Raw genomic sequence first — 23040 nt, forward strand, 5'->3', positions numbered from 1 at the left:
TCCTGCTTTTGTCAAGTATCCACATATCGCCTTGTTGTACAATCCTTTTCCTGACTGTAAGGCTTGCAGAGATTCGATAACGCTACAAACTTGTTAAGTCTTGTACTTATTATTTTTTTGTTGACTTGAGATACTCCAAATTTCTCGTAAAAATAATGTGCCAACAAACCAAGGCTCAAGTAAGTAACGTCTCCAAAGTCTTTTAGGTTCAGATAACAAGCGATACAACCATTCCAAGCCCATCTTTCCCATCCACCGAGGAGGAGTAGGTATTGCTCCTGCTACATAGTCCATGCAAGCTCCACTAGTCAAAATAGTGTTGGTGTCAATATGTTCAAGATTTTCGGAAATCCAATACTCTTGGCGTGGCATACCCATCCCCACCATTAATACATGGGGTTTATAAGCATTAATTGCAGCCAGAGTAGCAAGATTTTGTTGACTATCTTTATCCATGCCAATATAGCCATGAGCGCAAGCAATCTGTAAACCAGAAAATCTCTGGCGCAAAATACTTGCTCCTTGTTCAGCAACTCCTGGCTTTGAACCTAAATAAAATACACGCCAGCCTTTATTAGCTGCTTCCGCCATCAGAGGCCATATCCAGTCAACATAGGTTACTCTTTGTTCTCGTTTCATTGGAAAACCCAATAGCTTTCCAATAAATACTAGAGGCATACTATCAATATGGGTATATTCTGCCTTGGCATAAAAAGCTTGCATTTTTGGAGCATTATGGAAGAGATAAAGACTATGCAAGTTGTGATTAGCAATAATCCATTTATCATTATTATAAATAGATTCTTCAATCAATAAATTTAAGTCGCGGATAGAGAGCGCATCTACTTTAACACCAAGAAGTTTATAAGAAAATCGCTTTTTCATGTCTGGTTTTTCTTTTGAAAGCATGAGAGGTTTTATCAGAAATAAAGTGAGTGTTTTAAAATGAATTCCTAGCAATATTCCAATCTGTAAGTATTGAAATATTTAAAAAATCTAAATTTTTTTTAATCTGGTTTTTTGAAAAATATATAACTAAGACTGATTTACTTTCATGAGGATTTCCCCGATATTTTGTGCTTTTGCATTCCAGGAATGTTTTTGTGTAATTAAGGTATATGCTGTATCTACAAGTGATTGATATTTTTCCAGATTTGAAGCTGCATCCAGCACTGTGTTAGCGACTTCTTCGCTAGAGTATCCTGTTACTAAAAGATGTTCCAAGTGGCGAAATTCTTCTAAACCTCGCAGGCCTTCTGGTGTTGATACAACTAACTTTCTACTAGCGAAATAATCTAATGCTTTATTGCGAGCGCCACCTGCTACTGCTTGTTTTGAGAATGGCAACAAAGCAATATCTGCATATTTAAGATGTGCAACAAAATCCTCTCTTTTAGGTAAAAAGCCTAAAAAAGAAATATTAGAGGGAATTGGTTCTGAGATATCACTACTATCCCTACCAATAACAACAAAATGCACTTTGTACTGATAATTTTTAAGATATTTAGCAATTTCAATAGTCATCGACACAGACATATCATTAGTTGGAAATTGAAATGTTTTGGGAGCAATAAGAATGACTATTTTCGCTGGTCTAAATGCTTGATAGGGGTCTTGATTGGGAAAATCTTTTGTATTGAGTAAGTCTTCAGTCACTCCATTGCCGATGCAATAAATTTGCTGTGGAGTTTTACCATACCACTGGGAAATTAGTTTAGGAATTGATTCACCTGCTGCAATAATTGGACTGCCAGAAAATATCAAAATTCCCTGAGCAATATATGTCTTAATACATTGTGCTAACTCTTTAAAAGGATTGTCAACTGAAAACAAGCGCATCCAGTATTCATATGCCGAAAATGTATGAAAATCTAATACAAGAGAGTAATTACTATGTTTTCTAAACTTCAATGAAATTAAAGCAGCCAATCCAGGTAGTGTTTCTTGAGCATACACAATATCTGGACAAAACTCGTCGATGCACTTTTCTATAGTTTGAATATATGACTTCAAGCTTCTTGAGCCAATCGAAACAGAAGGTGCATAATTAACAGATGAACAATCTAATCCTAACTGAAAAACATCAAAATATTCAGTAAGATATTGTCCTAAATAAAAAGGTCTAGTAAATGCACCAAATGGTTTACTAGAATCGAGAGTTGAGACAATTAATAAGCGTTTAGCCATAAAATGATTGTTGATTATTTAAAAATATTAAAAATTGATTTTTGAAACAGTAGTTGTCAATTTATTTTTAGTTAGTTATAAATTGTCAAAATATTATTGGTTAATCACTTTTATGTAAATATCAAACTTCTGAGTTAGTTTGATTGATATCCTCAGAAAATGTAGGTGAAATTGCCAAATTTTTGTAACCAATAATTGCTCTAATATAAGGTAAGAACCAGTAAAATATCCAGAATGCTCCAGAGTGTCTGCTACAAAATATAGTCCAGGATTTCAATGGAAATCCTTTAATATCTAGCACCTTTTTCAAGCGTTCTAATATATTTAAATTGGTATCTGCCCAACTATTGCGGATAGAATTTTTAGTACAAGTACCAACATATCCAGGAGCTACCCATATTTGACAACCCAATTTACCCGCTCTGAGAGCATAATCTAAATCTCCTAAACTGTGAACAAAAGCTGTATCAATATTGCCAACTTTTGCGGCAACACTTTTAGGAATTAGTACGCAATTTCCATACATAGCATCGCATTTTTGGATAATGGAACTTGGTTGTAAAAATTCAAACTTGTTAGAATACCAATTTTTAGATTTTACTGCTCCTCCATAGGTTGCTCTTCCTGTCATTGAGTCTTTAGTTGAACCAACTACAATTGAGTCTGGATAACCTTGTTCAGTCAAATTTTGATGAATCTGCAATAATTTACTCAAAGCATTGGCTTCCATAAATGTGTCATCATTCAACCACAGATAATAATCATATTGATTTTTTATTGCCTCACCAAAAGCGAGATGCATTCCTCCCACCCAGAATAAATTGCCATTACCCTGAAGAATTTTTACCTCTGGATATTCTTCTTTGACAGCCTCTGCCGTCCCATCAGAGCTACCATCATCAGTTAAATAAACATCACAATGATTTTTTTGCTGATATAAAGCATGTAGACAGGTAAGAGTTGTATTACGCCTGTTATAGCAGGTCATAATTACGGCTAGGTTTGCTTGCTTCATCTCATTCTCCTCAGATAATATCTCTGAATACAATTAATACAAAATTTTTACAAACTTCACTTTATAATCAGAATATGAAATTATTTACTTCCATATATTTTTAGAGAAGCTTAAAGTTTAACCATTCTTTCTATCCAGCCACTCAGGTTAATATTTAAATGAAAGTTTCGTAATTTTTGTTCCATTCTTCTGACTACCAACATATATCGATGCAAAACTGATACACGAGGCATATTGAGTCTGACAACCTCTTGACACAACCATCGATATTTCTCTGAATTGATATTAATTTTTTTTAATTTTTTGATTTGTGCATTCCAATCGTTATAGAAGAATAAGTTGAAATAATGAATGGATATAATATCATCCCAATGTTTAATCTGTAGTTCTGTTGATAAACGGTTATGTAAAGGTAATGGATAACTATAATTAGAAGAAAGATGTTCGACGTTTTCTTCCAAGGCACATAAAGTAACAGACAAAACAGACTGCTCAACAAAATAAATACCCTGGGGAGGAGTAATATCCAGCCGCATTACTTTTACAAAATTCTCTTTCCAAGTTGTAAATATACCTGCACTCCTTCTGACAGCGACCAAACCAGAATTCCAGTACGCTCTGATTCTTTTATTACCAATTGGTGTGTCAACAAATACCTCACGCTTTACTCCCAGCACTTCATATAGTTTTTGCCAATACCATTCTTGAGGGTCTCGTAGACCTGTAGAACCAATTCCTTGACCATACTCAGGACGTATACGAACGTTACAATTTACTGGCAATAAAAATTCGTTTGGCTCAGAAAAAAAGCATTTATCACTGTCTAAAAAAACTAATATTTCTGCATCGATACTTTGTTCTGCATAGGCACAAACGAGGGGTTTATTGGCTAAATAATATTCATGAAATTCTCGATTTATCGGGATTTGTTGATGAGTCACCTGCAACGCTTCAAATGCCTGTCGGGTTTGGTTTGATATCGGTTCACCTACTCTTGGATGAAAACTATATATAGGTGTATGTTTCAATTTACCGCAGAACTTACGAATACTTTCTGCAAGCATTAAAGATTGAGCTTCTAAACGACCAGGTTCTGTACAAATTATAAATGCTATAGGTATTGACATATTATGAAGTATTTGTTTACTAAGTTAATTACTGAATGAAGATTTATTTGTTATCATCAAGATTTCCTGAAACAAAGCTGAATAACGACGTGCTTGAAGTTCCAGAGTGAATTCTTGTTCTGCTTTCTCGCGAGCATAGAATGACAGCTTTTGTCGCCTCTGTTCATTTTCAAGTACCCAGGTAATTCCTTTGGCAAAATCCTCAACTTCATAAGGTTTAGCCAAATAGCCATTCTGCTGATGATCAACAATATCTTTTAAGCCAGTAGAATTAAACGCCACAACTGGAGTACCACAAGCGAGCGATTCAGAAGCTGTCTGTCCAAAAGATTCTTGAAGAGACGGTACAAGCATCACATCAGCTGCTGAGTAAACAGTTGCTAAAGATATATCATCGTGTAAGTGCCCCAAATAGTGTGTTTTTAAGCCCAAATCAGGTGGGTTTTTCGGTTGAGATGCACCGAAAATAACAACCTCAAACTTATCTTTCCAGCCAGATTTGCTTAATTCATCTAGTGCTGGTTGCAGGTAATGAAAACCTTTTCTACAGTCATTGGTTGCATCTAGCGCTCCAAATAGAATAAGTTGTTTATCTAGAGGTAAATTTAGTAATTCTCGTGCTAAACGTTGATTAATCGGTTTATAGTTTTGAGTATCCAGCCCATTCGGTATTACTTCAATTCGCAAGTTATTAAACAGAGAACTAGACTTGGCGCATTCGGCTAACCAAGAACCTGGAGAAACAATGGTCAGATTTAAATTTTTCAAAGCTTTGGCTTTACGTTGCCATACCCAATGTGATAAATCCCAATCGTTTTTGCTGTTCAGTTGAGGACAGGCTCCACAGGAGATTTGGTAACGATCGCAATCTCCAGCATAGCTGCATCCTCCAGTAAATGCCCACATATCATGAGTTGTCCAGACCAAAGGGCGCTTTAGTTTAGCAAGAGTTTCTATTTGCATAAAAGCTGCGCTAATCCAATGCAAATTGATTATGTCTGGATTGATCTGAGCAACTTGAGAAATAACTCTATCTGGCAACCATTGAATAAAAAATGGAGTGTTTTGCTTTTGAGAATAAAGCTTTAAAGGTGAAGTTTCAAATGTCAACTTTGCCTTAGCGATGCCTTGAAATAATCTGAGCTTAGGTGCAATTACTGTTTTGTCATCAGTATATTTTTCTTGCACCAGCATTTGTGATTGTAAGTTAATATTTTGTAAACCTTTGTGCAAGCGATATGCAGCACGAGCCGCACCACCAGCCACATCCTGGGTACTAAGGAGCAAGATGTTCATGTTAGTATTATTGAATTTTAAAAAAATATATTTGATAATACTAATCTTCTATTGCAGAGAATCAGTATTATTTGATTATTTGTTTGGCTTAATGCCCTCACAATATAACGAGCCTGGTAGATATACTGTTCCATCAGCATTAATATCTAAGACTTCAGTACTAAAGTTTGGAATCTCACTTGTATAGGCATCCAAAAATTTAATATCCGAAAAACCAACTTTTTCAAAGAGGGTTTTCATACTATAGCTATCATACATCCACTTATGTTTTTCACCAAGAGAGGTTTCATCTATCATAGACTTGCGGACATACCGTGGTATCAACCTCTTTACCATGTCAATATAGAGGTATTTGAATTTGTTTCTGAGTTTATTTTGATTGATATTAAATACCTTTTGCAACAAAGAACTAGTATTATTAGTTGTTATCTCGTCTTTAATGTTCACACCTGTTCTTGATTCTACATAGTTGATCGATGGTTCATCATTGTTTTCAAGCACTTGTCGCCAATAAGTTTTCATCAAGCCACCATGTTCTGTTCTAACCAATTGGTCGATTAACTCAATAATAATCCATTCGTATTGTTTCCTTGCTTCCTCATTTTCAAGACTATCGATAATTCTTAAATATTCACGACATGTTCGCTCTAAGTCAGGAACAACGATGCGTAAAATCCCTTGAGGTTTTAGAACCCTATAGCATTCTTTCACCAGCATTTCTCCCGTATCTTGAGAGAAATGCTCTAGGACATGACTGCTATAAATTACATCGAAATAATCTTTAGGGTATGGAAGTGGTTGCAGTAAGTTATGGGCAATTACTTCAGGATGCTCAGAATTAAAATCTATATTTATCCATCCAGTAGAAAATCTGTGTCCACATCCAAAATTTAGCTTTTTCATGCTTTTTCTCCTTTTAATTATGCAAGTATGTAAACTATTTACCTATTTATATATTGGTGTGCGTTGAAAACTAAGAGTCAGAGATAGAGAAGTCGTGACATACATCAACCAATTCCAACTGGGAGTTAATAATCTTGCTTCTGAGAAATTCACTATGACAATGAGAACTAGGATCTGCATTGGCCAATAATCTTCCGGTTTTTCTGCCACTGAAACAATTCGAGTCAGTGCCATTGCGAAGAATCGGACAAATCCTGCTGCAAAAGTCAAGAAACCTAAAAATCCTAATTCTAACAATAGTTGTAAAAAGCCATTATGAGCATTACTTGCCCAATCATAAGTAGCTCTCAGATTAGATGCAGCATTACTAGTCCAAAATCCAGAAAATCCATAACCTAGCCAAGGTCTTTCCAAAACCTTTGGTATCACTAATTCCCAGAGATCAGAGCGTCCATTGAAGGTAAGGTCTTTACCAGAAGTACCAACTACAGTTTCGGCATTATTGATCAGTAATATTGAAAAAATAATGAGTAACATTAAAGCTGAAGTAATCATAATAACTTGTAATTTATAATTAGTTTTTTTAAAGGATTGATAGAAAGGCAAAAGTAATATCATCGTCAATAGGATCGCCAAAGATGTTGTTGAACGTGTAAGGATAATTAGACATATAGATAACCCACATAATGCCCACATCAACCAGCGATACCGATAGCTACTAAGGGCAAGATGTAAAAAAACTCCTGCACTCCAATTCATCATGTAACCTAATTCATTTTTATGACCGTAAATTCCGCTCCACATATCTACTAATTCAGGTGATTTGTGAATATAACCTGGTATGAAGGCAGAGAATATCATAGATAATAATGCCGCTACACCAAGCGCCCAAGCTATTAGCCTCATTTGTTCTCTAAGGGGATAACGCATTGCCAAATAGATTGCAATAAAATATATTCGGATTAGACCTTTTATATCTTTTAGAGTAGAACTTAGGTCTTCTGACCACAATATAGAAAATATAACTATTGCTAGTAAAAAAAACTGTAATGGACTTTTGGCAATTACATAAATAAAACCTTTCCAGTATAAAATTAGGAAATAAAATAAGATTAAGTATGAAACTATATTGAACAAAGTATCTACCTTATTGCCTCCAAGGGTAGACATAGAAACTTCTTGTGCAGGGTGTATTGTTAATGCCCCTACAGCAATGAGTAATAGCAAAATAGTTAATATTTTTTCTGTTACTTTTACCTTCATCGTTAATATTTATTTATTAGTTTACTAAATATATTACTATTTTTTGATTGTTGAGTAATTCAATCTTTTCTTCACTTCCTCTTTAAAAATATTCAATGTAGTTGCTTTATAGACTGTTTTTTGCGTAAAATTATCTGCCTCTACATTCCTCACAATATACGGTGGATGTTTTAAAGGAAATTCCATTGCTTGCATCGACATATTGATGAATGAAAATCCTTGGCTGGAAGTGAAATGAGTCGAGTCTGGACCAACACCAACATTAGAGATTAAATTGACATTGGGAATAATGCTTAAGCTACCCTGTATCCAGCAAGCAAATGTCCATTGGTAATCCCAGATTGTCGCTGTAGGATTGTTATAAACAGACTGAAATATTCGTCGCCAATAACTTACTGCTTTTGGGTCTATAAGAATGTCATGTAAAAGGTTTTCTGCTTGCACTTCTTGCCAGAGTTTGAGGGTCAAATCATAATGCTGCCAAGCACGTCTCCAACTTGCCCAACCCCAGCAGAGGGTGTAGCGAGAAAAATAGTAACTGTAATTAGTGCGTTTTCGTCCAAACTGAAGATTTTGAGCAGAGATTGTGGAGATTCTGGTATCGTCTCTATATTTTTCTAGCATTTCTTCGCTAAATCTGAAAAATGTAGGATGAGGGATACAATCATCTTCTAAAATAATTGTCTCTTCAACATTATTAAATACCCAATCTAAACCACTAGATACTCGTTTTGCACAACCTAAGTTGATATCAGAATAATTTTTGATAACCTCACAGTTCCAATCAACTCTTTCAATAATTGCGCGAGTTGCTTCACATTTTTCTGCCTCACCTTCGCGGTCAGTGCGGGGTCCATCTGCAATTACAAAAAGTTTTGTTGGCTTGGCTTGGCGAATAGCATCAAAAACTTTTTCTGTTGTTTGCGGGCGCTTGAAAATAATAAAAGTTACTGGTGTTTCCATCTTTGATTAATTTGGTTAATATACTTGATATTGAAAGGTGAAATAATCACAATCAATATTTATAAAAAGTAAGAAGCGATCGCACCTGAATCTGAAATATTTTTTGTGTTCTTGAATCAAATGCGTTGCATAGAAAAGTAGCAGCAGCTTGAGATATTATTGTTGCGATCGCAGCCCCAAGTCCGGCATATTTAGGAATAAGTAATAAATTCAGAATAATGTTTAGTATCGCTCCAAATAAAGTTTTACCTAAAGAAACATGGTTCAAACCCTCAGCAATAAACCAAGGTGATGTTGCAAGACCCATAAATACAAATAAAGAAGTCCAAATATGAACTGCTAATATTGTTCCTGCTTCTGTATATCCACTTCCAAACATCACCATAATTATCTTGTCAGACAGAAATGACATTGGAAGAGCAATTGCCAAAGATATACATGTCATTAGACTGAGTAATTGTCCTATTCGCTGATAGTAAAGACTTTCTGATTTTTCCTTAGCTGCGTAAATTGAAGGAGCAACAGAAGAAACAATAGCCCCCGGAATAAAATACCAAATTTCAGAAATACGGACAGCAGCCGAATAAACTCCAACCTCACTATTTCCGATCATTTGACCTAACATAACCTGATCTATTCTCATAAAAATCATGATGGCGAACCCCGAAAAAATTAGAGGTAAACTCTCTTTCAGAAGAGTTTTAGCAGCAGAAAAACTCCAACGCCATAACCACAACGAAGACCCTTTGACTTGGTAAACAATCAGCAACCCAATTGCACTCATCGCAAATTCTGCTAATGTTACCCAGGCAAAAGCTAACAATGGTGCTTTTGTTAAAATTAGTGCGATTTTGATGACAGTATTCAACAGAAATGCTGTGTTTTTAGCGATCACAGTGTATTTTGACTGCACCTGTGATTGAAACCACAGTTCAATAGTATCAGCCGCCCTAAAAATTCCTGCCATTGCTAAAATTGCAACTAGCCATATCTTCAGTGTTTCAGGCTCACCTAAGAAAAACATAGTGCTAACTGCTAATAAGACAGAAGCAATTCCACCCAGCAATTTTAGCCAAAAAGTGGTTCCTAAAATTTCCTCTTTGTTTGATGATTGACGGACAATATGGCGAACTACTACGTCGTCCAGTCCTAGAGTGAAAATTGGGCTAAATAAGCTAACAAAAGCTAAAGCATAGTTAAAGAGACCATACTGCTGTACTCCTAAGTAGCGTGCTACCCATACTCCTACGACCAAACTTGCACCCATACGTAGAATGCGGTCAGCAAACAACCAACTGGTATTGGCAATAATTGCACGCAGCCCAGAATGATATTTAAATTTTGATAAACTTGGAATTTTTAATTTATTTAACATTATTTTTAAGAGTTAATTTTGTAATATTTATTTGTGTATTAATTTTACTATTTAAATATTATATATATCCAAAGTTTTACATCATTTATTATCTACAATATTTTAAATTTACCGTTAGCTAATTGAGTAAACTCAGTGAGGAATCCCGCAGAATTATCTGTGGATGCGTCATCAATAATAATAATTTTATCAAATTGAACTATTTGATTTAAAGCGCTCTCAATTGCTTATGACATAAAACATGCATAATTATAATTATTAATCAAGCAAGATGTTTTAATTTTTGTTACATCCATATAAAATTTGGTGTAGACCTTATTTCAACATGGTTTTTAAAATCAAGGTAAGCTCATCTATCGGAACATTTATATCATCATGAACTAAATGTGGATCAAAATAATCAACAGATTTTTTACCATGACCAATTAGATAAAAATACTCTAATTCAATTTGGTTAGCAATTGCCCAAAAGCATACATTGACATAGTTTGGAGAAAATATTTCTAATACTTTAGCTCCAGGATTGCACCAGAGCAGATTACTTAATCCAGCTCCATGAGGAGCAACAATAACTTCCGCATTCGACAGAAGAGCTATTTGCATAGTAAAACTATGTTCTTCAAGGTAAACTGCTGTGAACCCATAATTTGACAAGCATTTAACTACATTTTTCTCATTCTTAACTCTTCTATATTCAGCCTTGGCTCTACTTATATATAGTCTGCTTGGCGTGTTAATATCTGCTTTATTTTTGAGAAAATTTTCTCGCAAAAACTTGCATACCCAAGCTGGAGGATCACCGATACTACCAGGAAGAGAAGGAATTACAAGAGATGTAGGCTGAATGTGGAAATTGGAATCACAAAATAGCAATTTGTTTGATGAAATTCCTAGAATTTCTAGGGATTCAGGTATTGCAGAAATTCCTCTATTGACAATATATTTATCGATACTATCTAACCCCTTTGGAAGAGCTTTTTTAATAATTTCTAGTCTTGGTAGAGCATCTAATAACCAATGAAAATATTTTCCTCCAGCACCAGTTGCTAAGACAGCAACAGTTTCAGATACTTGCTTGCATTTTGGTAGCTTGAAATAAGGAAATACATGATGTTCACTACTTTCAATACCTGAAACATCGTAAAGAAATCTGTCATCATGTGTAATGACTGTACCCGCGTTACCAATAACTCTACCATTGGCGATAGAAATCACAAATGTTTCAGGGTTAGAATGAATGTATCTACCATCAAATTTCCAATGAGTTTCTCCCGATATTGATTTAGGAGAACTTCTCTGGGATACAGATGGTGGAAGAAATTTTGTATAGGTTACATCATTTAGATTCTTTGTTTGACATAGCTGCCAATATTCTACAGATGAAGCATAGTAGCCTTTTGGTAAGTTAATATACTTGGAAAGTAGAGGAAGAGATTTAGCAGCATTAACAAACCAATTCGTAATTTGGTTTGCAAACAACCAAACTTGGTTTTTATATACAAATGATTTGACTATCTTTTTTAAAGTAATCATATTTGTGAACGATACACAAGTCTTTGAAGGAGTAGACATAAACCAAATCCAAAAGTGATAGTTGGGATAGTAATAATTAACGCTCTTTGGAAAATTTGGTTAAGCTGCTAGATACTAAATCTTGTTCAATTTGTCGTTTTTTGGTGTCATAAAAATAATTATTAGGTTCATTTTTAGTATTCACATCATTAATGACTATCCCTAACACCTTCTGACCTGACTGAGTTAAAAACTCTTTAGCTGAATTCGCACTGTTAAGGTCAACCACTCCAGGACGAACGACTAATAAGATACCGTCAGTGAGGGTGCTTAAAACAGCAGCATCTGCTATTCCTGACAAAGGTGGAGTATCAAAAATTACAAATTCATAATCCCTCCCAAAGTTACTAATTAATGTTGCCATGCGTTGAGAATCTAGCATTGCTACTGGATTGGGAGGCAAAATTCCGGAAGTAAGAACCTCCAGATTAGGCATTACTTCTTGCACGGCTGCATCTAAAGAAACTTCGCCAACAATGACATTACTTAGTCCCATTGCATTTGTTAGCCCCCAGATATGATGCTGTATGGGATGACGCATATCTGCATCCACTAATAACACCCGACGCCCTGCCTGAGCCATAGTCACAGCTAAATTTGCAGATACGTCAGACTTTCCTTCTTTGGCAACGGAACTTGTAACTACAATGCTTTTGAGCGGTTTATCAGAACGGAGGAACTTCAAGTTCACTTGTAGTATTTGGTATGCGTTACCAAGAGGGAAGTAAGGAATATCTCTGCCAATGATTTTGGGAATAGGTCTATCGAGTCCTGCTGTAGAAAAATGAGCTTTACCATTTCTACCTTGTGTCGGAATCACTCCCAAAACATTGTATTTCAAGACTTCTTTGGCTTCTTTGACGGTCTTCACCGAGCGGTCTATCAAGTCTAAACTAAAGGCAATAATGATACCTAGGAAAAGACCAACTCCTCCTCCACCAACAATAAACAGGATTTTGCGAGGACCTTCTGCTTTATCAGGGATTAAGGCATAGGAAATTACACGAGCATTAGGAATCTTTTGGTTTTGTGCAACATCAATTTCTTGGCGTTTCTTTAAGAGTGTTTCGTAAGTTGTTTGAGCTGCTTGCAGCTTCCGTTCTAGTTCTCGTTGACTCTGTTCTAACCTTGGCAAATTATTTGCTCGTTTGATGTAGGCATCTTGCTGTCGCAAGAGTGTGGCAATTTGTCTTTCTAGACCGACACGTTCTGCCTGAGCACGAGTAATATCTGCAATTAGGCTTTGCCGCAGTTGTCCAACCTGTAAACTTCCCTCTGTTATCTGCGCTGCACCCGCTACTTGTCCTGTCCGCTCTTTTAGCAAGCTCTTAAGAGCTACGACTTTTTGTTTTAAGTTAATAATTGTAGGATGTCCAGGTTCAAAACGAGTCTGCTCTAGTGCCAGTTGGCTTTCTGTTTCTTGGAGTTGGGCAAGCACTTTCTGAACTCCAGGTGCTTGACTCAATTCAGATGCAATTACACCTTGCTGTGAATCCACCTGAGCTTCACTGCGTAACTGTTCTAAACGACCTTTGACATCATCTAGTTGAGCTAAAGCTTGAGAAATTTGGTTTCCTAACTTGGAAATCGTATCGACTGCTGCGGTTGCTTCTTGTTCTAAGACAACAACTTTATTCTTTTCTTTAAATAGCCGCAGTTTTGATTCGGCTCTTGTGACAGCTTCCTCAGCTTTGGGTACTTCCGTTACGAGAACCTGTTTGGCTGTCAGTGCTTCATTCTGATTAGCCTTGATATTTAGGTCGATATAACTGTCGATAACTTTATTGACGATTTTGGCAGCTAGATCAGGATGATTGCCTTTATAAGAAAGTTGTACAACATCAGTGCCTTTGATTCCTTCTATTTTTAGTTGTTTTACCAAGTCGGGAATTGACAGCGGTTTGCCTTGACTATCTTTGAGGTTGAGGGAATTAATTGTTTTCTCAATCACTGGATTTGATCCAATAACTCTCACTTGAGTTTCCAGGGGATTGTCGTTTATATTCAAAGCTTCTAGGCGTCCTATATCTTCCGGTAACCCTGTGAGTGAGGAAGAGCGATTTGTTTTAATCATCAAACTTCCTTCTGCCTTGTATGAGGGTTTTAGTGAAAATGCATACAAGCTTCCAAGGGTAACAGCTATAGCAAAAATCCCGACTAGAGGGAGCCAACGCCGTTGAAGAACTTCTAAGTATTTCTGAATATTTATTTCTTCAAAGCTGGGTAAAGATTCCATCGTCATAATATATACAAAGTTTATAAAAAAAGACTATTTATTTACGACATATTTTTCTCAGTATTTTCCTCGCAATAGCACTGTAGTCTACTTTGCAATGGTAATATTTGCGTTAATTGTCAGCTAATGCCTTTTTGTTGGGTTTGTTCAATATCGAAAGTAAACTAATAGTTTTATTAGTCGCAACTTTAACTGAGATTGCTTGATAAACTGGCAACAAAAACAGGATAACTCACAACTTTCTCCTTGATTTAGAGGCTTTCCATTTTTTGAAACCGATAACTTAGTTTTGGGTTATTAGTGAAGCAATTACTGATTAGTCATCTCATACTCAATATCATATTCTGTAAAAAGACTTAATTGAAAAACTTTACAAAAGATTCACATACTTCAGTATATTTACTGATAAGATCCTGATTTTGTCAAAGATAAGAGTAATTAATTCTTTAAGGATAAAGAATAAGGCAATTGTGCCAGTCTATAAGCAGTGGAACTACTTCAGAGAAAAACTTTATACAGTGAAAAAAGACACTTGGAAAGACAAGATGGATATTTATGTAAGCTGTTCAAAAGCTTTCAGCAATAATTAATTCTTTCTCTAAATAATAGACAATTTTGAAAAATATATGATAATTGCAATACTAAAATTGTGTGATTTAAGTATGAAACTTATAAAGACTTGCGATCAGTTGAATTTGCCCAGACTGGTGAAAGACTTTTTTTAATGTGGCTTAAGGTATGAAAATTACAACCATTGTCCGTCTTTGGGTTTATATCCTCTATTTTAGGTTTCCCCGCAAACTTGAAATCGCTTTGTTTGTATTCTGCAATAGACGCAAAATACTCCTTCCAAGATTTATCTAACAATATGTTATCTTATCTGTGTAACTGGATGGTAACACGCATGACAGATAAACGGCTAGTACAGCACGGCATAAATAAGCAGACCATTTAAAAGCCCTAAAGAGCTTATTCTATAATACTTTTGAATGAGTGACTTTTGACTTTTGACTTCCGCCTTGCGGTACTAGTAGTACGGGTAAAAGAATATGAGTTAGCACAGTTACAGCAAGAGGCAGATAATAGAGGAGTATCAAATTACGACGTGGTTAGAGCATGGATTGCTCAGCTGCCTCCTCCCAGACAAAAGTCTACATCTGACTAGACTTCACTATATTTTTAATGAAGTTTAGCTATACTTATTACTAGCTGTGTTAATCCGAAGTACTCAAACTAGGCTGCTATTTTTTGGTTTCTATATCTAGGCAATTGTAATTATTAAACTGACATTAAATGTTAATAAATTGAATTATGAAATCCTTTTCCATCACTTTAATCGTTGTAATTAGTGCACTTGCTCTCTCCCATAGTGCTTATGCCAACCAAGAGAATGTTCCCATGACAACAGGTGAGCGCAATCAGGCTGGAGTTTTATTGACGGAACCAGCCACGATTAACACTACATGGAGTCATTTTATCGGACAGACTAATAATCCAAAACAAACTCCTGAATCAATTTCGCTAATGCGGGAGCGAGGATGCGAAAAAATCAACCCGTTTGAGTTCATCAATAACCCAGACGCTTTCTTTAAGCAATGTCAAAAGCCAACAAATACCCAAAGTTCTCAAAGTACTGAGCCAATTGAGTATCTCAAGGTTCCTAAACTCGATTCTGGTATTAGTGTGACAGTTACTAAGTTTTGATAGAGGAATTTTTTTAACAAGAGATAACTAATTATTGGTAGTGTAATTATCTAGATGATTTACTCTAAAACATGGATGAAATATTTATGCTGGCTGCTTTAGCTCAAAGCAGAAAAGCTTTGCCGGAATTTTTGCCGAACCCACCAGTAGGCTGTGTGATCGTAGATGTCCAAGAGATAGTAGCTCAAGGATACACGTGACCACCAGGAAAACACCATGCTGAGGCTGACGCACTTAACCAGATTCAAGGCAAAGCTTTCGACTTCTTGAAAATGTATGTAACTCTTGAACCTTGTTATTTTCATGGACGCACACCCGCATGTGCTTTAGCGATCGCTCAAGATCGTCGGATACATGAAATATATGTATCAATAGTTGATCCAGACCCCCGTAATAATGATCAAGGATTAGACATTCTTAGGAATTCAGGAAAGACAGTTAATGTCGGGTTATGCGCTAATGAGGTGAATGCTTTTCTTAACCAGTATCTAATAAAGTGATGGTTGAAGAGTTAGGTTAAAATTGCAACGTAGTACCATTTTTCCAAAAATCCTTGCAACAAGTCAATCATCTATATGAGTACATAACTGTGTAATTGTGTCAAGTTAAAGTCAAAATTAGTAAAGCCAGAAAGCTTTAAGATGTTGTTTCCTTAAGAACTCAGATGATTTGTGACTGATTGGAGAAGTGGAGAATCTTGTTGTATCAACCATCCACCTCTAAACGTAAATCTTTTCGCTTCAATTAGAATATTAGTGGCAATGCCTACGGCGGCAAGCTACGCGGGTGTTGCTGTCTTGCCAAGTATTATGCTTGGTGTTAATCTGACCACTGTTACTACTTTTAGTTCAGAAAATGTCTCCAGGAGTAATTACATTGATAATACTGCACTCAATGCAGATGTCTGCGTCCAGTATGACACAAGCACAATTGTTGCAAATACCCGCGTCTTTGTCATCCTAAATCCCTAATTACAAGTATTTAACCGGACTCCTAAAGAAAGGTGTTCTTGAGCAGGGGGAGTAGGAGAAGGACTTTCTTTCATAGTTAATGATCGCCCGCTACGTACCCAAGTTGATATCATTGAATTATCTAGCAAAAAATTAGAGGTAAAAAATTGACATTTCATATTTAAGTAATTTCCATTTAGTGAGAATTACATGTAAGTATAACGAGACTATTAAGACTTCCCAAAAATAGATATTCTGTGGTTTAATAAATCCGAATTATGTTGGTATTTATTGTTAGTAAATTGTCTTTTATAAATGAAGTGATTACTTGGGCAATTTTTTCTTTTTTATATTAACCGCATTGGATAATTAAACTAAACATAATTGTGTTTAAAAATCTCCAATTCTCAATAATAAAAGAGTGTAATTACTTCAAAGGCTATGCTAATGAACCTTTGGGTAATTGATTTGTCACTGCTGATGATGTTAGTATTAAAGGGTGGGTTGATTTTGGGTTTATTATCTCCAACAATTAACTTGTAATGTATCATAGACCAAAATTCATCAGTATTGCCAATTAATTGATTAGCAAGTGTGAAATGGCTATGGGTCTGAATATCTAGCTAGACTTGATACCAATAAATTGATAAGGTTACAGAGGAGCAAATAACCATGAGCAACTTAATATCTCCACATACCGAAGTTCAAAAAGCGAAGAAAAAAAGTTTAGCCGCAGATAAAAAACCTCGAGCTACAGATGATATTGTGCGTAGTTATCTGCAAGAGATCGGGCGTGTAGATTTGTTGACTCGCGAACAAGAAGTTATTTTTGCCCAACAAGTGCAGCAAATGATGAATTTACTAGCTGCTAAGGAAGAATTGGCTGTGAAATTAAAGCACGAACCCACGCTGCAAGAATGGGCAGATCAGGTGGAGTTAAGTGTTGAGGTGCTAGAGCAACAGCTAAATTTAGGACACCAAGCCAAGCAGAAAATGATTCAGGCTAATCTTCGGTTAGTGGTAGCAGTGGCGAAGAAATACCAGCACCGCAACCTGGAATTTATGGATCTAATTCAAGAAGGTACTTTGGGTTTAGAGCGAGGGGTGGATAAATTTGATCCCGCTCTTGGTTATAAGTTTTCGACCTACGCTTACTGGTGGATTCGTCAAGGAATCACCCGAGCGATCGCTCAACAAGGACGGACAATTCGTTTACCTATCCACGTCTTTGAGAAACTGAACAAAATTAAACGCGTGCAGCGAGAATTATCTCAACAGCTGGGCCGTGTTCCCACTACTGCTGAAATTGCTAATGCGTTATCTTTGACACCCAGCCAAGTTCGAGAGTGTTTATACTTGGCCCGTCAACCCTTCTCCTTAGAAGCGCGAGTTGGTGAACAACAGGATACAGAATTGCAGGACATACTGGAGGATGATGGGCCTTCTCCTGAAGACTATGCTGTTGAAGAATCTCTCCACCAAGACTTACAAGACTTGTTGGCAAAGCTGTCTCCCCAGCAGCGAGAAATATTAACCTTGCGCTTTGGTCTGAGTGATGGATATGAACTTTCTTTAGCACAAATTGGCGATCGCATGGGTATTAGTCGAGAACGGGTGCGTCAGATAGAGCAAAAAGCTCTCAGTCTCCTCCGACGCCAAAAGGAACAGGTACGTAGTTATCTAGCTAGCTGAGGTTATTTTTTCACAATGTAGGGCATTTAAACTTAGGAAGTCACCATCATGACTGTATAAAATTCAGTCATTTTGGAGGAAAATAAACCTAAGTAATCTATCTCAAAGATTTGATATGAGCACATCGAAGACAGTGCAACAATTGCAGGCACAATGGGTGACTTCTGAAAACTTTCGGCGTTATGGACAGGTGATTTTTGCTAGTCAAGATGGCAAAGCTTACGATGGGGAAGATGCCCAGTTAAAGCTGCAAAACGGGATTCCACGATTTTATGTTATGCGGTTGGAGAAGAGAGGGCGAAAGTTTCACAAAATTACTCGCCATGTGCAATGCACTCAATGTCTGGGTTCTTTGGAAGGGAAGGATTGGTTAATTGCAGTTTGTCCTCCTGATAATCATGTGAATGAACCAGTATTAGAAGAGATTGCTGCTTTCCGCATTCCGGGGAATTGTTTTATCAAGCTACATCAGGGTACTTGGCACGCTGGGCCCCATTTTGACCATGAAGCTGTGGATTTTTATAATTTGGAACTAGCTGATACAAATGTGGTGGATCATTTTACCCATGATTTTCTTAAGAGTCATCAATTAGAATTTGAGATGGTTTAGGTGAGATTGGGTTTAATTATATTTAAATTTCACATTCCTACAGGCAGATTACCAAGTTGAGCAAACAGCTGCATAAACCGTTCAGTATCCACATCTAAACAAACTTCTACATTGGGAGGATTAGCTGACTCATTTCGGCGATCGCGTCGATCTGCCAATGACATTCCAGTAGTAAATCGTCCTTGGGTTTCCACTGTTATATAGAGGCACTCTGTTTTGACTAAACTAGGATCAATAGCAACCGCCATCGCTAAGGGATCGTGTAGATAACACCCGTAAAAGCCTTCGTTGTCACGATGGAAAGCCATATAAATTCTAGTGCAATCGGCAATAAACTGGCTAACTTTTGAAGGATGATGCTGTAAATTTTCTTCAACAACTTGGCGTGTTAAGGGGACTTTCATCGTTACATCTAAACCAACTAAGGTCAGAGGAATTCCCGATTCCATCACGATTTGAGCCGCATCGGGATCTACAAAAAAGTTAAATTCCGCCGCTGCTGTAATATTTCCAGGTACAGTCACAGCCCCACCCATGATCACAATTCGCCCGATTTTTTTCATCGTTGCGGCATCTTTCTGAATCGCTGTTGCGACATTCGTAAGTGGCCCTAAAGTAATAATAGTCAGACTGTCGCCGTACTCTTGAGCTGCCTTAAGAAGCAGATCAATCGCATTCTCTATAGATGGCTCAATAGTAAGTTTGGGATAGCGAGGTGTACCATCAGCTTCCTTAAAGCGATTTAGTTCACCAAGACCATCTGCACCATGAATCCCTGCGGCATTCAAGATAAGTTTCACCAGTGGTTTTTCACAGCCTTTAGCAACGATGGGCAAAGTATTGGGTTTAACAATACTCACTACGCGCAACACATTATTAGCAGCCTGATCTACGTTAATATTGCCAGCTACAACAGTGATTGCTTTTAAGTCTAATTGGGGTGAATTCAATGCCATAATCAAAGCCAAGGCATCATCAACACCACCGTCTGTATCTACTATCACTGGAACGGGGTGATTTTGAAGATTTATCATGCTGATTGCTACTTGATAGAATAGACAAGGGGCTGAAGCCCCCTGTTATACCATTTCACTATAAGATTGATACAAATAGGCAGCAGGGGAGCAAGGAGCTCTTAGCAGGGAATAGGGGGAAAGAGTTAGAGATAAATCATTTGTATCAAGCAAGCATTTCGTGAAATGGTATTAAAGGTATGCAAACTATCAATTCGAGTGGTGCGTTACACTTCTCCCTCTCGTTGAACCAGAAGATAGTTAACTCAACGCTGACTTTAACTCACTTTGGGCTTGTTCCAACGCTTCTGGTAATTTACTCGCATCGCGTCCGCCGGCTTGGGCTAAGTTCGGTCTTCCACCGCCACCGCCACCACAGATTTTAGCGATCGCACCCACAAATTTACCAGCTTGCAAACCTTTTTTGTTCACTTCTGGACTAAAAGCTGCAACTATACTAACTTTCCCAACTTCTGGAACAGAACCCAGCACTACCGCACCGTTACCCAGTTTTTGCAGTAAGCGTTCGGCTGCGGTTTTCAAAGATTCTGGATCAACGTCTTCTAATTGAGCGACGATAATTTTATAATCGCCTACAGTTTGGGCTGTTTGTAGCAAACTGTCAGATTTTGCGATCGCTAACTGTACCTTTAAGGTTTCTAATTCCTTCTGGCTAGTTCTGAGTTCACTTTGCAGACTTGTGATTCTGTCTGGTAATTCTTCGGGTTTTACTTTAAAGCGATCGCTCAAATCCTTAACTACTTTATCTCGAAGATTGAGATAATCCAGTATTGCCGGCCCCGAAACAGCTTCAATACGCCGCACCCCAGAAGCTACGCCAGCTTCTGAGATAATCTTGAAGACGCCAATTTCAGCAGTATTACTGACATGAGTTCCACCACATAGTTCCATTGATACGTTAGGGAAGTCAATCACCCGCACTTCCTCGCCGTATTTTTCGCCGAACATGGCAACAGCACCCCTAGCTTTCGCCTCTGCTAAAGGTAATACTTCTACCTTTGCAGTATGGGCTTCGGCAATCCAAGTGTTCACCTGTTCCTCAATTTGTTGGACTTCCTCTGCTGTCAACGCACGCGGACAGTTGAAGTCAAAGCGCAACCTGTCAAAGGAAACCAGAGAACCAGCTTGAGATATGCCATCATCAACAATTTTCTTCAACGCCGCTTGCAACAGGTGCGTTGCGGTATGGTTAGCTTGGGCGCGACGCCGACAAGCCGAATCAATTTGGGCTGTAACACGATCGCCGACGCGCAGTGTACCGCGTTCGATGCGTCCGAAGTGAATAAAGAAATCAGATTCTTTCTTCATATCTTCCACCCGGACTAGAATACCATCACCAGATATATAACCGCGATCGCCGATTTGTCCGCCGGATTCAGCATAAAATGATGTTTTGTCAAGGACAATTTGCACCTGTGTTCCCGCTTCTGCTTCCTCTTGGGAAACACCTTCTACCAAAATTGCTTCGACTTTCGCCGTCGTTGCAGGTTGGGTATAGCCTAAGAACTCCGTGGCTTGGATGTGTTCTGCAAGTTTGTCGAGGGAACCTTGCACAGTTAAATCGATGGTTTCGTGTGCATCTCTACCACGTTCTTTTTGGATTTCCATTTCTGCCTCAAATTCCTCAACATCAACTGTGAGGTCATTTTCAGCAGCAATTTCCTGAGTTAGTTCAAGTGGGAAACCGTAGGTGTCGTAGAGTTTAAAGGCACTTTTACCGCTAATTTGGGTGTTTCCCTGCTGTTTCAGTTCTTGGACGATTTCTTCCAGCAGTTTTTCGCCTCTGTCGAGAGTTGTGAGAAAGTTAGATTCTTCTCGTTGCAGTTCAGCTTTAATTGCTGCTTCCCGTTGGTGTACATTGGGGTAAGCTGATTCAGAAAGAGCGATCGCAGTTTCGGCAACTTGGGTGGTAAATTCGCCATCAATGCCAATTAATCGTCCATGACGTACCACGCGCCGAATTAATCGTCGCAACACATAACCCCGTCCCACGTTGGAGGCGCGGATTTCATCGGCGATCATGTGGACAACAGAACGAACGTGATCACCAATGACTTTCAGAGAGACTTTGGTTTTTTCATCACTTTTGTGGTAATCAATACCAGCAATTTGGGCTGCTGTTTGGATAATTGGAAAAATCAAGTCAGTTTCGTAGTTATTGGGCACTTTTTGGAGGATTTGCGCCATTCTCTCCAAACCCATGCCGGTGTCGATATTCTTGTTTTGCAGCGGCGTTAAATTCCCTGACGCATCCCGGTTATATTGCATGAACACGAGGTTGTAAAACTCGATGAACCGGGAATCGTCTTCTAAATCTATATTTTCGTCACCGCGTTCGGGGTGGAAGTCGTAATATATTTCTGAACAAGGTCCACAAGGCCCAGTCGGCCCAGATACCCAAAAATTATCATCTTCGCCCAGGCGCTTAATTCTCGCTACCGGCACACCAATTTGATCACGCCAAATCCCAAAGGCTTCATCATCATCTTCAAAAACGCTGACAACCAGATTGTTTGGCGAGAAGCCAAAGACTTGTGTGGAAATTTCCCAACCCCAAGCGATCGCTTGTTCTTTAAAATAATCACCAAAGCTGAAGTTACCCAGCATCTCAAAAAACGTGTGATGCCGTTTAGTGCGTCCGACATTTTCGATGTCGTTGGTGCGGATACACTTTTGGGAAGTCGTAGCCCGCTTAAATTCTGGTGTGCGTTGCCCCAAAAATATCGGCTTAAATGGTAGCATCCCCGCGATCGTCAGCAGCACGGTTGGGTCTTCTGGCACGAGGGAGGCACTTGGGAGAATTTGGTGTTCCCGTTGGGCAAAGAAGTCGAGGAATATGTTGCGAATTTCGTTACCGCTTAGGTACTGGGGATTTGAAGACATGGGTGTTTTTAACTTTAGACTTTAGACTTGGGCGTAGGGGCACTAAATAGGTGTATTTTCATAAATAGCTTTATATATTCTTGCATTTTGTTTTATATTACTGCCAGCGAATCGTGCCAGTCGATCAGCTATATGCAGGTATTATGATGCTTTTACACCACTACCTTACCTTAGGAGGATGTGCGATCGCATATTGGTGGTTAAAATTAATGCTTAAGAAATAATTTCAA

Annotated in this window: 20 protein-coding genes; 6 read left to right on the forward strand and 14 right to left on the reverse strand. The window is 37.8% G+C overall.

Annotated features, from left to right (window positions below):
* Positions 1 to 93: 93 nt before the first annotated feature.
* From V7L29_RS27500 to V7L29_RS27555, 12 genes are all read right to left on the reverse strand, one after another.
* Positions 94 to 885 (reverse strand): WecB/TagA/CpsF family glycosyltransferase, encoded by a 792-nt coding sequence (locus V7L29_RS27500; RefSeq protein ID WP_334692787.1) that lies wholly within the window; start codon positions 883 to 885, stop codon positions 94 to 96.
* A gap of 150 nt (positions 886 to 1035) precedes the next feature.
* Complete coding sequence (locus tag V7L29_RS27505) at positions 1036 to 2187, reverse strand: glycosyltransferase family 4 protein (RefSeq protein ID WP_334737438.1); 1152 nt, start codon at positions 2185 to 2187, stop codon at positions 1036 to 1038.
* A gap of 121 nt (positions 2188 to 2308) precedes the next feature.
* Entirely contained in the window at positions 2309 to 3202 is an 894-nt protein-coding gene (locus V7L29_RS27510) for a glycosyltransferase family 2 protein (RefSeq protein WP_334737439.1), read from the reverse strand.
* A gap of 110 nt (positions 3203 to 3312) precedes the next feature.
* On the reverse strand, positions 3313 to 4329 hold the full coding sequence (locus V7L29_RS27515; protein WP_334737440.1) for a hypothetical protein: 1017 nt from the start codon (positions 4327 to 4329) through the stop codon (positions 3313 to 3315).
* 24 nt (positions 4330 to 4353) lie between these two features.
* Positions 4354 to 5625: a glycosyltransferase family 4 protein gene (locus V7L29_RS27520; RefSeq protein WP_334737441.1), complete on the reverse strand. Its 1272-nt coding sequence runs from the start codon at positions 5623 to 5625 to the stop codon at positions 4354 to 4356.
* 75 nt (positions 5626 to 5700) lie between these two features.
* Positions 5701 to 6528 carry a class I SAM-dependent methyltransferase gene (locus V7L29_RS27525; RefSeq protein WP_334737442.1) on the reverse strand — a complete coding sequence of 276 codons (828 nt, stop codon included), beginning with the start codon at positions 6526 to 6528 and terminating at the stop codon, positions 5701 to 5703.
* A 42-nt stretch (positions 6529 to 6570) separates the two neighbouring features.
* Positions 6571 to 7791, reverse strand: a complete 1221-nt coding sequence (locus tag V7L29_RS27530) for an O-antigen ligase family protein (RefSeq protein WP_334737443.1) — start codon at positions 7789 to 7791, stop codon at positions 6571 to 6573.
* Between the two features lie 36 nt (positions 7792 to 7827).
* Positions 7828 to 8754: a glycosyltransferase family 2 protein gene (locus V7L29_RS27535; protein ID WP_334737444.1), complete on the reverse strand. Its 927-nt coding sequence runs from the start codon at positions 8752 to 8754 to the stop codon at positions 7828 to 7830.
* Positions 8755 to 8806: 52 nt separating this feature from the next.
* Positions 8807 to 10129 carry a flippase gene (locus tag V7L29_RS27540; RefSeq protein ID WP_334692781.1) on the reverse strand — a complete coding sequence of 441 codons (1323 nt, stop codon included), beginning with the start codon at positions 10127 to 10129 and terminating at the stop codon, positions 8807 to 8809.
* A 92-nt stretch (positions 10130 to 10221) separates the two neighbouring features.
* Positions 10222 to 10353 (reverse strand): glycosyltransferase, encoded by a 132-nt coding sequence (locus V7L29_RS27545; RefSeq protein WP_334692788.1) that lies wholly within the window; start codon positions 10351 to 10353, stop codon positions 10222 to 10224.
* A 91-nt stretch (positions 10354 to 10444) separates the two neighbouring features.
* The gene (locus tag V7L29_RS27550; RefSeq protein ID WP_334737445.1) at positions 10445 to 11701 is read right to left on the reverse strand and encodes a glycosyltransferase family 61 protein; all 1257 of its coding nucleotides are present in this window, start codon (positions 11699 to 11701) and stop codon (positions 10445 to 10447) included.
* Between the two features lie 37 nt (positions 11702 to 11738).
* Positions 11739 to 13943 carry a GumC family protein gene (locus V7L29_RS27555; RefSeq protein ID WP_334737446.1) on the reverse strand — a complete coding sequence of 735 codons (2205 nt, stop codon included), beginning with the start codon at positions 13941 to 13943 and terminating at the stop codon, positions 11739 to 11741.
* A 994-nt stretch (positions 13944 to 14937) separates the two neighbouring features.
* Here V7L29_RS27555 and V7L29_RS27560 point away from each other — a divergent pair.
* The 6 genes from V7L29_RS27560 (at position 14938) to V7L29_RS27585 (ending at position 18893) form a co-directional block, all read left to right on the forward strand.
* A complete protein-coding gene (locus V7L29_RS27560) occupies positions 14938 to 15102 on the forward strand; it encodes a hypothetical protein (RefSeq protein WP_334692784.1) in 165 nt (54 codons plus the stop codon).
* Positions 15103 to 15248: 146 nt separating this feature from the next.
* On the forward strand, positions 15249 to 15641 hold the full coding sequence (locus tag V7L29_RS27565) for a hypothetical protein (RefSeq protein ID WP_334692785.1): 393 nt from the start codon (positions 15249 to 15251) through the stop codon (positions 15639 to 15641).
* Between the two features lie 272 nt (positions 15642 to 15913).
* Positions 15914 to 16141, forward strand: coding sequence for a hypothetical protein (locus V7L29_RS27570; protein WP_334737447.1), 228 nt, complete (start codon positions 15914 to 15916; stop codon positions 16139 to 16141).
* A gap of 261 nt (positions 16142 to 16402) precedes the next feature.
* Complete coding sequence (locus V7L29_RS27575) at positions 16403 to 16612, forward strand: DUF3172 domain-containing protein (RefSeq protein ID WP_334737448.1); 210 nt, start codon at positions 16403 to 16405, stop codon at positions 16610 to 16612.
* Between the two features lie 651 nt (positions 16613 to 17263).
* Positions 17264 to 18283: an RNA polymerase sigma factor, RpoD/SigA family gene (locus V7L29_RS27580; protein ID WP_334692372.1), complete on the forward strand. Its 1020-nt coding sequence runs from the start codon at positions 17264 to 17266 to the stop codon at positions 18281 to 18283.
* 115 nt (positions 18284 to 18398) lie between these two features.
* Positions 18399 to 18893, forward strand: coding sequence for an ureidoglycolate lyase (locus tag V7L29_RS27585; RefSeq protein ID WP_334737449.1), 495 nt, complete (start codon positions 18399 to 18401; stop codon positions 18891 to 18893).
* Between the two features lie 29 nt (positions 18894 to 18922).
* Here V7L29_RS27585 and V7L29_RS27590 read toward each other — a convergent pair whose 3' ends face one another.
* Both V7L29_RS27590 and alaS read right to left on the reverse strand, forming a co-directional pair.
* Complete coding sequence (locus tag V7L29_RS27590) at positions 18923 to 19927, reverse strand: nucleoside hydrolase (protein ID WP_334737450.1); 1005 nt, start codon at positions 19925 to 19927, stop codon at positions 18923 to 18925.
* 240 nt (positions 19928 to 20167) lie between these two features.
* Positions 20168 to 22810: an alanine--tRNA ligase gene (gene alaS / locus V7L29_RS27595; RefSeq protein WP_334737451.1), complete on the reverse strand. Its 2643-nt coding sequence runs from the start codon at positions 22808 to 22810 to the stop codon at positions 20168 to 20170.
* Positions 22811 to 23040: the final 230 nt, after the last annotated feature.

It is taken from the genome of Nostoc sp. (genome assembly GCF_036916575.1).
Classification (GTDB): Bacteria; Cyanobacteriota; Cyanobacteriia; order Cyanobacteriales; family Nostocaceae; genus Nostoc.